14 protein-coding genes are annotated in these 15323 nt (G+C 62.3%); 9 read left to right on the top strand and 5 right to left on the bottom strand.

Annotated elements, in window-relative coordinates:
• Positions 1-98: 98 nt before the first annotated feature.
• The 6 genes from AC3CCE_RS15355 to AC3CCE_RS15330 all read left to right on the top strand — a co-directional run bounded on the left by AC3CCE_RS15355 (position 99) and on the right by AC3CCE_RS15330 (position 5811).
• Positions 99-251, top strand: a complete 153-nt coding sequence (locus AC3CCE_RS15355) for a lasso RiPP family leader peptide-containing protein (RefSeq protein WP_023684233.1) — start codon at positions 99-101, stop codon at positions 249-251.
• A 161-nt stretch (positions 252-412) separates the two neighbouring features.
• Positions 413-682, top strand: coding sequence for a PqqD family protein (locus AC3CCE_RS15350; protein WP_245259933.1), 270 nt, complete (start codon positions 413-415; stop codon positions 680-682).
• 25 nt (positions 683-707) lie between these two features.
• Positions 708-1082 (top strand): lasso peptide biosynthesis B2 protein, encoded by a 375-nt coding sequence (locus tag AC3CCE_RS15345; RefSeq protein WP_245261015.1) that lies wholly within the window; start codon positions 708-710, stop codon positions 1080-1082.
• Between the two features lie 3 nt (positions 1083-1085).
• Positions 1086-3002, top strand: a complete 1917-nt coding sequence (locus tag AC3CCE_RS15340) for a lasso peptide isopeptide bond-forming cyclase (protein WP_023711263.1) — start codon at positions 1086-1088, stop codon at positions 3000-3002.
• Positions 3002-3970, top strand: coding sequence for a phosphoenolpyruvate carboxykinase (ATP) (locus AC3CCE_RS15335; RefSeq protein WP_352624049.1), 969 nt, complete (start codon positions 3002-3004; stop codon positions 3968-3970). The genes AC3CCE_RS15340 and AC3CCE_RS15335 overlap by 1 nt, the downstream gene beginning before the upstream one ends.
• A 5-nt stretch (positions 3971-3975) precedes the next feature.
• Positions 3976-5811 (top strand): ABC transporter ATP-binding protein, encoded by a 1836-nt coding sequence (locus tag AC3CCE_RS15330; RefSeq protein WP_023711265.1) that lies wholly within the window; start codon positions 3976-3978, stop codon positions 5809-5811.
• A 47-nt stretch (positions 5812-5858) separates the two neighbouring features.
• Here the strand turns inward: AC3CCE_RS15330 and AC3CCE_RS15325 are convergent, their stop codons facing one another.
• Positions 5859-6104 carry an exopolysaccharide production repressor protein gene (locus AC3CCE_RS15325; protein WP_488377156.1) on the bottom strand — a complete coding sequence of 82 codons (246 nt, stop codon included), beginning with the start codon at positions 6102-6104 and terminating at the stop codon, positions 5859-5861.
• A gap of 634 nt (positions 6105-6738) precedes the next feature.
• Between AC3CCE_RS15325 and AC3CCE_RS15320 the strand changes: the two genes are divergently transcribed.
• The 3 genes from AC3CCE_RS15320 (at position 6739) to AC3CCE_RS15310 (ending at position 10127) form a co-directional block, all read left to right on the top strand.
• Positions 6739-7416, top strand: a complete 678-nt coding sequence (locus AC3CCE_RS15320) for a sugar transferase (protein WP_023668816.1) — start codon at positions 6739-6741, stop codon at positions 7414-7416.
• Positions 7417-7634: 218 nt separating this feature from the next.
• Positions 7635-8858: a polysaccharide biosynthesis/export family protein gene (locus AC3CCE_RS15315; RefSeq protein WP_032894632.1), complete on the top strand. Its 1224-nt coding sequence runs from the start codon at positions 7635-7637 to the stop codon at positions 8856-8858.
• A 177-nt stretch (positions 8859-9035) separates the two neighbouring features.
• Positions 9036-10127, top strand: coding sequence for an acyltransferase family protein (locus tag AC3CCE_RS15310; RefSeq protein WP_023711268.1), 1092 nt, complete (start codon positions 9036-9038; stop codon positions 10125-10127).
• Positions 10128-10137: 10 nt separating this feature from the next.
• Here AC3CCE_RS15310 and AC3CCE_RS15305 read toward each other — a convergent pair whose 3' ends face one another.
• From AC3CCE_RS15305 to AC3CCE_RS15290, 4 genes are all read right to left on the bottom strand, one after another.
• Positions 10138-11421, bottom strand: coding sequence for an O-antigen ligase family protein (locus AC3CCE_RS15305; protein WP_023689977.1), 1284 nt, complete (start codon positions 11419-11421; stop codon positions 10138-10140).
• A 275-nt stretch (positions 11422-11696) separates the two neighbouring features.
• The gene (locus tag AC3CCE_RS15300) at positions 11697-12524 is read right to left on the bottom strand and encodes an SDR family NAD(P)-dependent oxidoreductase (RefSeq protein ID WP_023684241.1); all 828 of its coding nucleotides are present in this window, start codon (positions 12522-12524) and stop codon (positions 11697-11699) included.
• 101 nt (positions 12525-12625) lie between these two features.
• The gene (locus AC3CCE_RS15295; RefSeq protein WP_023668821.1) at positions 12626-13111 is read right to left on the bottom strand and encodes an acetone carboxylase subunit gamma; all 486 of its coding nucleotides are present in this window, start codon (positions 13109-13111) and stop codon (positions 12626-12628) included.
• A complete protein-coding gene (locus tag AC3CCE_RS15290) occupies positions 13108-15312 on the bottom strand; it encodes a hydantoinase B/oxoprolinase family protein (protein ID WP_352624055.1) in 2205 nt (734 codons plus the stop codon). Before AC3CCE_RS15290 ends, AC3CCE_RS15295 begins: the two co-directional genes overlap by 4 nt.
• Between the last annotated feature and the right edge of the window lie 11 nt (positions 15313-15323).

Genomic DNA, 15323 nt, shown 5'->3' with positions numbered 1-15323 from the left:
GCTTGACTCATAAATGCTGCCATGCAGCTATTGCGGTGCAGCAATAGCTCGCTGCCGGCAATCGACAGGCCGCTTCCAGTCCACAAGTGGAGAGTAAATTGGAACAGAATGTTGAAAAGCATGAGTACGAAACCCCTAGCCTGACGGTCCACGGCTCGATCGAGACCATCACGCAAGGCGGTAGCGGTACTACGGCACTCGACGCCTCGTTTCCGGCACATACGCCGGTCGGCGAACTCACCTTCTCCTGAGTATTCTCTCGTTGGGGTGACAAAGTCCGGACTCTGCAAACAGAGCGCACTAAGGAGAGTCGGGGGTCAAACCCCGGCTCTCGCGTCTTTGTCCGGAATTGTCGAAGCGTTGGTTGTGAGCGAGGTTTAGGATGGACTGGAACCCCACGGACCATGATCGGATGAGCGCGAGCAAGGATGCCGTGGCCTGCGAATTCGGCAACGGCCTGGCGCTGCTCGATATGAGGTCCAACATCTATTACAGCCTGAACAGCGTCGGCGCCTATATCTGGGAGCTGATCCAGGAGCCGCGGCCGATTTCCGAAATCCGCAGCGCCGTGCTGGATCGCTACAATGTCGATCCGGAACGCTGCAAGGCCGATGTCGATGGATTGTTGAAGGGCTTGGCGGACGCCGGGCTTGCGAGGCTCCATGATGAGGAACTTGTCTAGAGCTTTCTCACTGAGCGGGCCGGAGATGCTCTTTCTCGCCCACTGCCTTGCGGTGGTCGTGGCGGTGCGGCTGGGGCTGACGCTGCTTTCCTACAACAAAGTGCGCCGCATGGTGACCCGGCTCGACGCGCGCGAACCAGCCGACATCGGCGATCTCAGGCGTGTCGCCTGGGGCGTGGCTGCGGCTGCCCGCCTGGTGCCTGGCGCAAGCTGTCTGACCCAAGCGCTTTCCGGCCAATATTTGCTTGCCCGCCAGGGCAACGCCTCAAAAATCCGCATCGGCATCGAGCGCGATACCGGCACCGAGTTGAAGGCGCATGCCTGGCTGGTCAGCGGCGACCATATCGTGCTCGGCGGCTCGCTTGGCAGGTTTAACCATCTCGTCGACCACGGCCAGTGAGCGATGAGCGGCGTCGCCGGAATTCTGCTGAGGCAGGAAGGCAGGCAGGCCGCCGCGGCCGACATCCAGCGCATGCTTGCCCGCATGCAGCATCGCGCGCCTGACGGCAGTTCGTGGTGGATCGACGAGGGCGTCGTTCTTGGCCACGCCTGGCTCAACACCACCGATGAAGCCGGCCCCGGCCCGCTGACCATGGCCGGCGGCAAGCTCGCAATCACCGCGGATTGCCGGCTGGACAACCGCGACGAACTCTTGGCCAGGCTCGGCATCCGGGACAATTCGGTTGCCGACGCCGTGCTTGTGATGAGCGCCTATCTGCGCTGGGGCGAAGCCTGCCCCGAGCATCTGCAAGGCGACTTCGCCTTTGCCATCTGGGATGGCGAGCGCCGGCAGCTGTTTTGCGTGCGCGACCATTTCGGCGTCAAACCGTTCTACTATCATTCGAGCGACCGGCGCTTCGTCTTTGCCTCGGAGATCGGGCCGATCCTCGATGCCGGCGGCGTCGACATGCGCATCAGCGAACACCAGATTTCGGGATTCCTGGCCGGGCTGCCCGACGATCCGCAGTCGACAGCCTATGCCGATATCTTCCGCCTGCCGGCGCGCCACAGTCTGACAGTGACCGGCAACCAGGTGGTGCTGCGCCGCTACTGGCAGATCGAACCCTCGCCAAGGCCGATGCGATCGGACACGGCCGAGGAATTCCGGCATCTGTTCTCGCAATCGGTCCGCAACCGCATGCGCGGCACGCCTGCGGTCGGTGCTATGCTGAGCGGAGGCCTCGATTCCTCCTCGATCGCCTGCGTGGCGGGCCTGCAGAATGCCGCCCAGCAAAGATCGAGGCTGCCGACCTTCTCGCTGGTGTTCGAAAAGGGCTCGCCGATGGATGAGCGTCCGTTCATCGAGGCGGTGCTGGGCCAGCAGAAGGTCGACGGCACTTTGATTTCGGTCGGCAATTATGCCCCCTTCGCCGAATTCGACCGCATCCTGGAGGAGCAGGAAGAAACGTTTCTTGCGCCCGGCCTGTCGCTGACCCGCGACATCTACAGGACCGCCGGCGGCAAGGGCATGAAGGTTCTGCTCGACGGCCATGGAGGCGACGAGGTGGTTTCGCAGGGCCACGGCCATCTGCACGAACTCGCCTATGCCGGCAAATGGATGGAGCTGTGGCGCGAGCTGCGCAGCGCCTCCAACACCTATGGCGATGGCATGCTCGGCCTCTACTACCAGTTCCTTACCCTTTACGGGCCGGCCTGGCGCATCGCGAGAATCAAGCGGTTCGCGAACCGCGTGCTTGGCAAATTGCGGCGCCATCCCACTGGGCGGCCGGCGACGAGCTGGCGCGCCCTGATCAATCCGGACCTGGCGATGCGTACCGACCTCGTCGAACGGTTCCGCAGGGCCGGCTATATGCCGCCCGCGGTCAGCGCCAGCGAGACCTTGACCCATCGCTGGCTGCTGTCGAACGGCATGGTGCCGCACGCCTTCGAGGTACTCGACAAGGCGGCGGCGAATTTCGGCGTCGAGCCGCGCTACCCCTTCTGGGACAAGCCTCTGGTCGAGTTCTGCCTGGCACTGCCCGGCGCGGAAAAGCTGAACCAGGGCTTTGGCCGCTCGGTGTTGCGCCGTGCCATGGAAGGAATTTTGCCCCCGGCGGTGCAGTGGCGGCGCGACAAGATCGATTTCACCTCCAATTTGGTCAAAGGCATGCTGGGCAACCACCGCGATCTCCTGGACAAGGTGCTGGTGAAAGATGCGGCGCGGATTGCCCCTTACGTCAACCTGCCTGAGGTGACCGCCGCCTATGGCCGCATTTCCAGCCAACCCGAGGCCGCGACCTTGCCCGATGTCCAGTATGTATGGCGTTCGATTTCGCTATCGTTGTGGCTGCGGCAGGTGCAACAGCGCGGGAGCCACTGATGATGCCGGCCAACATGCCTCTTGCCGCTGATGACCGCCATGCAATTGCTGCTCGCGCACAGCACTTGTACAAAGCCTATGGGCTGACGATCGCTTCGCAGGTCGAACTGCCTGAGCTAGAGCCGAGCGAACCAGCTTGCGTCGATGTGCTGATCACGGTCGGCCCGATCGACCTGCCAAAACCCTCGCCCGAGACCGGAACCGCTTTCCGTTTCGAGCCGCGGCAGCAATATTTGGCATGGCAGACGGTCGGCGCCTTCCTGATCACCGATGCCTGCCGGATCGAGGTGGAGCCGGCGCCCGATGTCGACGATGCGCTGCTGGCGTTTCCGCTGCTCGGTCCGGTCATGGCACTGCTCCTGCACCAGCGCGGCCTGCTCATCCTGCACGCCAGCGCCATTGCGGTCGGCGGCAAGAGCGCTGTCTTCATGGGCGACAAGGGCGCCGGGAAATCGACGACCGCGAGCGCGATGATCCGCGCCGGGCATCGATTGCTGACCGACGATGTCGTGGCGCTCGATCTCACGGACCGGCCGATGATCGTTCCGGGTTTTCCGCAGCTGAAACTCGCCGCCGATGCGGCCGCCGCGTTTCCCATCCGCCAGGCAGAGATACGCCCGCAGGTGCATGCGGCGATCGACAAGATGCAGCATCGCCTGCACGCCGGATTTGCGGCAGACGCGGTGCCGGCGACCCGGATCTATATCCTCGAGCGCAGCGACAAAGCAGCGATCATGCCGCTGCCAGGCATCGGCGCCCTGCCGGCCATCATCAAATTTTCCTATGTGACGCGTTTCGGCCGTCCAGCCCTGGTCGGCGATTTTGCCACGACACATCTTCGCCAATGCGCGGCCCTGGCCAGCCAGATCGGCGTCTGTCGCCTCGAAGTGCCCACCGGGCTCGACCGTATCGGCGAAGCCGTCGCCCTGATCGAAAACGATCTGGCGGCCGACAAAGGGCCGCGGTGACTGACATGTCCGCATCGCAGATCCTGCGCTTTTCGTTTTACCGCGATGTCGCCGGCTTCGGCGCCGCCATGGCCCGGATCGGCGGGCGCAGGACCTTCACGGCATTGCTGTTCCTGATCCTGGGAAGCCTGACCGAAGGCATCTCGATCCTGCTTCTGGTGCCGCTGCTGCATCTGGTCGGGCGACCCGAGCAGAATTTCGCGGTCAGGTTGCCTGACCGCGACTGGGTGCGCTGGCTGGCTCCGGACGGAACGCTGCAATTGACCACGGTGCTTTGCCTGCTGGTCGGGCTTGTCGCGCTGCAGGCAGCGTTCAACCGCTATAAATCCGTCTACATGGCGCGGCTGCTGCTCGACTTCATCAATCGGCTGCGCATGAACCTGTTCGAGAGCATCGGCAAGGCGCGGTGGGGGATATTCGCGCGCATGCGCAGCTCCGATCTCGACCATGCGCTGACCGGCGATATCGACCGCGTGCAGTCGGCGGCGTTCTCCCTGCTGATGCTGGTGCAGATCGCCGTGCTTCTGGCGGGTTATCTCGTTGTCTCGCTGTTCATTTCGACAGTGATGACGGCGTTTGCCATTGTCGTCGGCATCGTCACCTTCCTGGCGCTGCAGCCGTTTCGGGCACGAGCCAGCGCCTTCGGCCGGGTTTTGACCAGCAATCGCCAGGAGCAGTACCGAACGGTCTCGGAGTTCCTCGGCGGCATCAAGGTGGCCAAGAGCCTGAATGTCGAGGCGACCTATTACGCGCAGCTTCGCGCGACACTGGAGAAGATGAAGGCCGACAACATCAACTATGTGCGCAACAGCACCATCGGCACCGCTCTGTTCCAGGTCGCCAGCGTCATTGGTCTGAGCCTGTTCATCTATGTCGCTTTGGTGCGCTTCAACCTCTCGCTGGCCGAGATCGTTGTCCTGCTTCTGGTGTTCATGCGCATTGCGCCGCGCTTCATGGACATGCAGATGCAGGCGCAGCAGGTGCTGATCAATCTGCCGGCCTATGCCTCGATGCGCGACATGCAGGCGCGTTTCGATGCCGAGCGCGAGCCGGCAAACCTCGAATCGGATGCCAAGCTGTCGCTCGATGTCGGGCTCAACATACGCAATGTCTCCTTTGCCTATGAGGCGGGCGGCAAGCCGGTGGTGAGCGATGTCACCTTTGGCCTACCCGCCGGCAAGGTAACGGCGCTGATCGGTCCGTCAGGATCGGGCAAGAGCACGCTTGCCGACATGCTGCTTGGCCTGCTCGAACCGAGCGAGGGCAAAATCCTGGCCGATGGCGTCGAGATCGGCGCCGCCAACCGCCGGCGCTGGCGCGACCAGGTGGCGTATGTGCCGCAAGACGTGTTCCTGCTGCACGATACGATCGCCGCCAATCTGCGCCTTGCCGCGCCGCAAGCCAGTGACGCGGAGCTGTGGACTGCACTGCGCGCTGCGCATGGCGCCGACTTCGTCGAGCGGCTGGAGTTGCGGCTCGACACGGTGGTCGGCGACCGCGGCGTCCGGCTCTCGGGCGGCGAACGCCAGCGCATCGCGCTGGCGCGCGCGCTGCTGCGCAAACCTTCGCTGCTCATTCTCGACGAGGCGACCAGCGCGCTCGACTGGCAGAACCAGTCCCTGATCGCCAAATCGATCGACGGCTTGCGCGGATCGATGACGATCCTGACCATTGCGCACAGGCCATCGATGATCGCCTTCGCCGACTGGGTGGTTGCAGTCGAAAACGGACGAATCGTCGAAGTCGGGCAATATCAGAGGTTGAAAGCGAAGGCCGGCAGCCGCCTGTCGAAAATGCTTTCAGGCGAGCAATCGGAACCCGAGCCGGCCGAAGCAGGCTGAGTCCGGCTGCAAGATGATCCGAGGCCGACCTTGCGGCTTCAGACTGTTCAATGCACGCTGCGCCTCGCCGAGAGCTTCTCGCCTTCAACCGCCTTGTCGGCGCCGAGGCTTCTTTCGGCGTCGCGAGCCCTGTCGGCCGATGTCGGCGCGCTCCTGGCGATCATAACATACACCAGCAGGAAATAACCGACTTGGATGAGGACAGCGCAGCCGATGACGCGAAGCACCGTTGTGGTGACCGTCGCGCCGTCGACATAGGACCACGCGACCACGATCCCGAGGGCGAAAACCATTCCAATGACGAATTTTGGTAATGACATGTTCGGCGGCCCGTCAACCGGCCCGAGCATGCAAAAGCGATGACTTACCCACCCGAGTATCTCCCCATTCGCCATGCGAGCTTATTTAGCTGCTCTTTTTCGGCCGGTTGCTTCCGGCCTTCCCAACCCATCCAGACTCTATCAGGAATAATTTGCGACTCTATTAAGGCGCGAAACTGACGGCAAGGGCAACCTGCAATAATTTTCGGCTTGGCGGCGGCTTGGACTCCGCCATGCTGCGATGCACACGCAGGGGTGGTGACCTAACTCGTCATGCGCTTTATACTACAGTAGAATCTACAACGTTGATTAGTATTTTACTTGATTAATTTAGCAAAGCCAGTGATTCGAAAATCAGTTAAAGCCGTTCCCTCTGCGGCAAAGGACGATTTGCCCAAAACCCGCCGAAAAAATGCATTACATTTCCTACGGTTGCTAATTATTCGTCACAAACCCGCCATAAAGGGCAAAATTTGGGCAAGGAGGGTTTATTATTTAGTCAATTCCTGACGTGACTATTTCAGCCATATGGGAAATTGTGTGTTGCGCTGCAGCATTTTTTTGGTATCGTGGCATAAACCATCCGTTCAACGTATGGAGCTTTTGCATGAGGGACGTTGCCAAGTCGGCCAATGCGGCATTTTCGCATGTCGGCGTAGATTTTCCGCCACCCATCGGCGGGCTGCTGAAGCGCAGTTTCGATATTTTCGGTTCACTTGTCGGCCTGGTGGCGCTTAGCCCGCTGTTCCTGATGGTGGCCCTTCTGGTCAAGCTTTCCGACGGCGGCTCGATCTTCTACGGCCACAAGCGCATCGGACGCGGTGGGCGGATTTTCCCCTGCCTCAAGTTCCGCACCATGGTCGAAGACGGCGAACGTGTGCTGGCCGCCTATCTCGCGGCCAATCCGGAAGCCAACGCCGAATGGATCGCGACCCGCAAGCTGAAGAACGATCCGCGCGTCACCCGCGTCGGCGCCGTTCTGCGCAAGCTCAGCCTCGACGAGCTGCCGCAGATCATCAACATCCTGCAGGGCGACATGAGCCTTGTCGGGCCTCGCCCGGTGGTGCGCGACGAGCTTGAGATCTACGGCAGCGCCGCGGTCTATTATTTGAAGTCGCGGCCGGGCCTGACCGGGCTCTGGCAGGTCAGCGGACGCAACGATGTCTCCTATGACAGTCGCGTCGCGTTCGACCGTCACTATGTCGAGAACTGGTCGCTGTTCGAAGACGTTCGCATCATCCTCAAGACCGTGCCTGCGGTGTGGATGTCGCGCGGTTCCTACTGACCGACCGCAACTGGTCAGCAATCGGGCCGGTACGGCCCGAAGCCAATCCGGTCCAAAGCTATTCGGCGATGGGCCGGTCTCGCATTGCAGCCATAGTATTCTGCCAGGTTCCGAAGGAGGCACTCGGCAGCAGGCCTATCGGGCGGATGGGGCCAAAACGGATCGGAAACGTTCAGTTGAAAACAGACATATCAGCGTATTTTCGCCTTGCCGGCCCGATGCGGCCGGCACGGCTCGTCGCCACGTGCCTCGCTCTGTCGCTCGCGGTTCCGGCCATGGCCGACGAGTACCGGCTCGGCTCGCAGGACAAGCTCAACATCCGCGTCGCCGAGTGGCAGACGGTGGAAGGCACGTTCCGTGACTGGTCGGCGGTAAACGGCGAATATTCGGTCGGTCCAGCCGGCAATTTGTCGGTGCCGTTCGTCGGCGAACTGCCGGCCGCCGGCAAGACCACGTCGGAGGTTGCGACCGCGATCAGCGTCGCCCTGCAGCGCAAGCTTGCCTTGTCGGACAAGCCGGAAGCCTCGGTGGAAATGGTGCAGTTCCGGCCGTTCTACATCTCGGGCGAGATCCAGACGCCTGGCCAGTTTCCCTATGTGCCGGAGCTGACCGTGCTCAAGGCGATCAGCATCGCCGGCGGCATCCGGCGCAACGCCGATTTCGGCACCCAGCTCGGCAAGGATCTGATCACCGCCAAGGGCAATTTCGACATTTATGACGACCAGCGCGTGCGGTTGATCGTCAAGCGTGCCCGCATCGATGCCGATCTCGCCGGCAAGGAGAGTTTCGAGGCGCCTAAGGAAGTCGAGGGCGACCCGCGCCTGGCGACAATCGTCGCCGACGAAATGCAGATCCTGATCTCCGACCAGAAAGCGTTGAAGCTGAAGCTGCAGGCGCTTGACGATCTGAAAGGGGTCCTGCAGTCCGAAATCGAGGCGCTGCAGAAAAAGATCGTCAACCAGCAAAAGCAGGTCGACCTGGCGCAGCAGCAGGCGGACAGTATCGGTCCGCTGGCGCAAAAGGGCTTGGTCGCCAACGCACGCCTGCTTTCCTCGCAACAGTCGGTCACCGATCTGCAGGGCAAGATCCTGGACTATGAGACGGCGATCCTCACCGCCAAGCAGTCGGTCAGCAAGGCGACGCAGGATGCCATCGATGCCCAGAACACGTTGAACTCGAGACTTGCCGCCGACCGGCAGCAGGTCGAAGCAGACCTCAACGAAGCCGCACTCAGGGTCAACATGCAACAGGGCCTGATGGCCCAGGCATCGGACCCGGCCACGACCGCCGCCATCACAAACCACAATGAAGAGCCGGCGCTCATCTATTCGCTGGTGCGCGTGACGGACGGCAAGACCAGCGAGATCGACGCCAAGGAAGATACGCCGGTGCTGCCGGGCGACGTCATCAAGGTGAAGCTGGCGCCGACGGCCAGCCAGTAACCTGTTTGTTTGGAGCAATTCCGGACGGAAAACCGTTTCCCACTTTTCCCGGAATTGCTCTAGCGCTCGGGCTCGCTCGGCGAGGCCCGCGCGATGGAGGCGGGAGGAACCAGTTCGGCTCGTTCGCGCCAGGGTGCGGGCGGGAACTTCCGTTTTTCGACCGCTTGAAGGCATTCCATGCAGCCCGCCGCACCGCGCCACGTCTACCTCAATCTCGATGCCATCCGCGGCGTCGCGGCGATCAGCGTCATGCTCTACCACTTCTCGCCGTTCCTGGCCGCCGGCAAGGTGCTGCCGTCGAGCTATTTGGCCGTCGACCTGTTCTTCCTGCTCAGCGGCTTCGTCATCGCGCATGCCTATGACCGCAAGATCGAAAACGGCATGGGCGTCGGCACCTTCGTGGCGATCCGCCTGATACGCCTCTACCCGCTCTACCTCGCCGGCACGCTGCTCGGTTTCTTCTATCTCGTCGTCAAGAACCGGCTGATTCCGGCGGAATACATGCCGATCTCCGAGATCGGCACCATGCTGACGACCGGCATGTTCTTCATCCCGCTGGTCAGCGATGCCTATCACACGATCTTTCCGCTCAACCCCGCGTCGTGGTCGCTGTTCTTCGAGCTGATCGTCAACATAGCCTATGTCGCCGTCTTCTTCCTGCTGACGAAACGCGTGCTGAGCACGCTCATCGCCGTCAGTCTGGTGTTGCTGGTGGTCGTCTCTATCATTGCCGGCACCCTCGACTTCGGCATGACCGGATCGACTATCATCAGCGGCCTGCCACGCGTCTGTTTCTCGTTCTTCCTGGGCGTGCTGCTTTGCCGGTCCATGACACGCTATCAAAGCGGGCTCGGCTTTCTGCGGCGCGGCTGGTGGATAGAGGCCGCGATCGCACTGACGCTCGTTGTCTTTGCCATCGCGCCGGTCGGCGGCGCGCGCGTCGCCTACGATCTCGCCTGCGTCGTCTTTGTTTTCCCGGCGCTGGTGGTGGTCGGCACTATTGCGCCGACGGCGCCGCGCCTGTCAGGCCTCTATGGCTGGCTGGGGCGGATTTCCTACCCAATCTACATCATCCACACGCCGCTGCTGATGATCATCGCCGGGGCGGGCAAGGCCGCAGCGATCGACCCGTTCGCGCATCATCCCTGGTTCGGCATCGTCATGGCGGTTTCCGTCATCGTCATCGCCGACATCGCCACGCGCCTCTATGACGAGCCGTTGCGCCGCTTCCTGCAGCGGCTGATGCTGCGCAAGCGCGCCGTCGCCTGAGATAAGCAAGTCAGACGCGCGCCGGCATGCGGCCGTTGGCGGTGTTCTCGTCCGGCACCGGAACATAGGCCCGCCTTGCCCTGGCGAGCGGCACCGGGCGCAGCTTGAACAGGCCGTAATAGACGATGAACGAGGCCATGAAATAGGGGCCGAGGATCTCGACCTCGAAGAAGGAGCGGATCAGCATCATGCCGACCGCGCCGGCGAGCACCACTGAATCGGCGCTCCAGTCACCGAACACCACCTTCGAAACATGGCCCCAGAAGGAGCGCAGGATGATCAGCGCCAGCATCGTCACGCCGATGAAGCCGAGCTCGACCAGCGTCTCAATATAGGTGTTGTGGAAATGGAAGCCGGTGCGGGTGGAGATGTAGAACTCGGCCCAGAGCCGTTCCGGATCGGCAAAACCCTGGATCCAGTAGGCGGCATAGCCATAACCGAGCACCGGACGCTGCTGCGCGGCGGCCCAGCCCTGTTCCCAGAGATAGGTGCGGCCGGTCAGCGTCGAATCCTTGCCGAAGATGCCGAGCACGACATCGAGCAGGCCAAGGTTCAGCGCAGCCATCACACCGCCGACCAGCGCGGTAGCGCCGACGACGAACAGCACGCGGCGGTAGCGGCGTGACAGAACCTTGCTCATCGCAAGCAAGGCAACGACACCGATCACCGCCGGAAGCGAAGCGACCGACGTCGCCGAGTGGGCGATCGCCAGCATATAGACCGACAGCAGGATGATCGGCGCGGTCCAGACGAAGCTCATCCAGTTGCGCCGGTAGAAGGCCAGAAAAGCGAAGCAGAAGAAGATGCCGAGCGAGGCGAAGAAGCCGATCTGGTTCTTGGAGCCGAAGGCGCCGACGAAATTGGTGGTGCCGTCGATAGTGTCGAGCGCATAGGCGCCAACCTTCAGCGAATACAGCAGCACGATGAAGATGCCGATCAGCGAGCCCAGCACCAGCGTGCGCGTGCTGATGGTGCGCGCCGCGATGTAGGCGCACAGCATGTGGGAGAAATATTGCAGCCCCGCCCGCGCGCTGGTGCCGGCCGCTTGCGACCAGAACAGCGACAGGCAGACATAGGCCGCAAACAGCAGCGGCAGCCAGGCGCTGGAGAGATCGCGGGCGAAACGCCGGTAATCGACGAACAGCAGCGGCAGCCATACCAGATAGTAGGCGAGGATCAGGATCTGGCCGAAATTGGTGGAGTAGGCGAAGGCAAAGACCGACACCGCAACGGCGAAGGCGGCATAGGCCTTGTTGTTGTCCGGATCGATCAGAATGGATTTCGGGATCTTCATATCCGTACCGGATTTCTCATGCTGCCGCCTTTCGGCTGGGCTGAAGCGCCCATGGTCGGCTTTTCTGCGTCATGCGCGATCGCCGGAACCTGCCCTTGCCGGACCCCGATCAGCGGGCATCCATTGTGCAGTGCACAATATAACCTCTATCGCCTGTCACTCAATGGTAAATTTGCCGCGAGGGGTAAAGTTGCCGCAGGCAGGGCCAAAACGACCATGCAACCGACAAATGGCGTTAATGCGGCTCGCTCGTTCGAAAATTCAAACTGTGGCCGCTACCACAGCGCTCCGCCGGTGATCTGGATGTTTTCCATGGTGATGCCCTTGGCCAGATCCGAGCACAGGAACACGGCTAGAGCCGCGATTTCCTGCGGCTGCAGCATGCGCTGCTGGGGATTGCCCTTGGCGATCTCGGCCATCGCTTCCTCGGCGGTTCTGCCCTTGCCCTCACGCTCGACGACCTGCGCCACGTTGCGGCGCATCAGTTCGGTCTCGACCCAGGTCGGGCTGATCATGACGCAAGTGACACCGTGCGCGGCGCCTTCCAGCGCTACACAGCGGGTAAGGCCGAGCAGCCCGGCCTTCGAGGCGCAGTAGGCCGGGTTGTCCTTCCAGCCGACGGAAGCCGCCGTCGAGCCGATGTTGACGATACGGCCCCAGCCGCGCTCGATCATGCCGGGCAGCACAGCTCGGGTGACGCGGAACGCTCCGCTGAGATTGGTGTCGACGATCTTGTCCCACAGCGCGTCGGAATGGCCGCAGACCGGCTGTTCGGCGGTGGTGCCCGCGGCATTGACCAGTATGTCGGCCGGGCCGATGGCGGCCTGCGCGTCGGCTGCAAACCGGTTGGTCACCTCGCTGTCGCGGACATCGAGATGGGCGGCACAAACCCTGGTGCCGTGTGCCGACAGGGCCAACCGCACGCGCTCGAGTTCATCGGCGCCGGGATAGTAGGCGGCGTCGGATCTGTCGGCGCCGGCGGGCGCGATGTAGGAGCCGACGGCGACATTGGCGCCGGCTTGCGCCAGGGCCGTAGCAATGGCGAAACCCATGCCGGAAAACCCGCCGGTGACGATGGCGCTGCGGCCGGAAAGGTCTGTCATGGTGGGCAGTCTCCGATGCGACGTACGATGCGTTTATTCATAGTCCGTCGCCGGCTAGGAGCGCTACCTTGCCGGCAACGCGGCCGTAACATCGAGTTTCGCTAAAGCGGTTTGCCCAGCCACTCGCGGTAGAAGCCTTCGAGATCTGGCTCGAAATCATGGACGATCGGGTAGCCCGGCGCCGCCGCTTCCACTTCGTGCATGGTGCCGCATTGTGGACAGATGAATTCGCGAATTTCCATCCATTGCGGATCGGGGATATCGCTGTTGGGATAGATCTCGCGCAGCGCTTCCTCGGTGTTTCGCACGTTGATCGCAGCCTTGAGCTTCCAGTTCTTGCGGTAGTCGCCGAAGGAGTGGCCGCATTCGCAGCGGGTGATCCGTTCATCGCCGCTTTGGCAGATGAAGAGGTGATCCGAGACCGGCAGCAGGATCGGGTCCTTCCATGCGACACGGTCCTGATAGACGGCGAGCATCTTGAAGAAGCGGTCGTCGTCCTTGTAGGCGCTCATGATGCGCTTTGTCTGCGGCCAGGGCAGCTTGCCGGCTGAGAGATCGCCGAGGACTTCCTTGCTGTATGAGGTCATGCCTTTGCTCCCGGCATGAAGATCGATCTGGCGTCGACGGTCCAGAAATCACTGAAATCCCTGGTGAAGCGCGACGATAGCTTGATCGCGCTGGCATACATTTTCTTCACCTCGGGCGCGAAGTCGGCCTTCTCGACACGGCCGCGTTCGGCAGCGATCCAGTCCGAAACCGGGATCGCCTTGGCCAGACGCTCCTTGCGCATGGCGGCACGACGTTCGACGGTGGCGTCGATATAGGCAACCGGATAACCCTCGGCGTCGTCCTTCAGCACGATGCCGAAAATCTGGACCGCCGCCTGGCGGGTGAGAAAACCGTTCTCGACATCCCAGGCGGTCTTGACCGGATCGCGCTCCAGCACGTCGCCGTAACCGCCGCCACCATTGTAGGAATGGCTGAAGATGTCCCCCGACTTGTGCGGCGAGGTGATGTAGGGGCCTTCGACCACGGCATGGTCGCCGCCGATGTTCTTCTCGTAGTCGGAGACATGCGGATCGATACCTGGGGCATGCGCGAGCGGTTCGCCTTTTGCCGCCAGTTCATGGATGTTGGAATTGCGTACCGCGCGATGCTTCTGGCAGGTCGGCGCGGGATAGCCGCCACACATGCCGCCATTGTCGAATACCCGCGAGGAGTGTTCCGAGGTGTGCAGTCGCAGGTGCGAGGTCTTGTTGATCAGCCAGGTCGAGACGAAGGAACAGCCGCCGCGATATTTGCCGGCGCCGCCCGAATTGGGCATGATCGAGCGGCCGATATAGACCATCGGCATCGACTGTTCCCAGACCTCAATGTTGCCCATGTCGGATTCCGGATTCCAGCCGACATAGGCGGTGTCGAGGCCATCGGCGATGGCCAGCGCGCCGGAGCCGGCGGCGGCGCATTCGAAATGCGCCATGCCGAACGGCGTGCCGTACTGGCTTTCGCCGCCCATCTCGATCATCGGGCTGTTGACCTGGCCGACGAAGGCTTCCTCGACGTAGCCGCGCGCGACGAAGCCGCGCGACAAAAGGCGCTGGAACACGCCATAGGCCGGCAGCAGCAGCGCCCAGGATGTGGCGGTCGCCACCATCTCATTGTCGGGGTTGGTCCAGGTGCCGGGCGGCAGCTTCAGCTCGGTCGCCATCCAGGCGCCGTCATTGACCAGGCCCTCGAAATTCATGTGCTGGGTCAAGGTGACGAACATGCCTCCATCCATGCCGGCCGGCGTGCAGTTCATCGAATGGTAGCCCCAGGGCTGCGTGCCCTCGAAGTCCATGGTGATCTTGCCGTCGGTGGTGATCTCCATCTCGATCGGGATGTTGTAGAGCCAGTCGGGATCGCCAAGCAGCTGGAAGCCGGGCTTGCCCGTCGTGACATGGCCGTAGAAGGTGTGGCCACGATAAATGCCGGGCACGGTGAGCTGGCGGGTGCGGGCGAGCTGGGCGCGACGGCCCTCCTCGATGAACTCCTTCGACACCTTCATCCAGTAGTCGAGGCCGATCTCGGAGATCAGCTGCTTGACGCTTTCGCGCATGTCGATGCAGGAGGCGACCTTGGCCTTCTCGTCGAGCACCCAGTAGATCGGCATGCGTAGATTGCGCTCGCAGCGGATGACGTAGTCGCGGCGGATCTCGTCATTCTCGCCGATCTTCTCGGCGCAGACGAACAGGCCTTCGGTGAAGCGCTCCTGCGCCAGGCAGACGTCGCCGCCGGGCGTGATGCCGCCGGCTTCGAGCTCGTGGCAGACCGCACCGGCCCAGCCGACCAGCGTGCCTTCATGGAAGATCGGCACCACGTCCATGACGTCGGGCACCTGCACGGTGCCGATGAAGGCATCGTTGTTGGCAAAGATGTCGCCTTCGCGGATCTTCGGGTTTTCCTCGTAATTGTTCTTGATCATCCATTTGATGAAGCGGCTCATCGTGTGGACGTGGACCATGATGCCGTTGGACAGCGCGATCGCATCGCCCTCGGGCGTATAGATCGCCACCACCATTTCGCCGACTTCGCGCACGCCGGGCGAGGCCGAGATGCGGCGGGCCATTTCGCGGGCCGAGACGCAATAGGCGCGCAGCTTGGTGTGCAGCGTCTCGAATTTCAGCGGGTCCTGGTTGCGTAGCGTGAGCTCGGTGATGCCGTCATAGCAGCCGGTCTCTTCCATCAGCCGTTCTGAATCGAGCAGCCGTTCGCGAAGGCGCAGGGCCGAGGCAGGTCTGTCCAACATGGCGGTGCCCT

The organism is Mesorhizobium sp. P160187, assembly GCF_057766425.1.
Note: the sequence above shows the minus strand (reverse complement) of the source record. Positions and strands in the feature narration are given on the sequence as shown.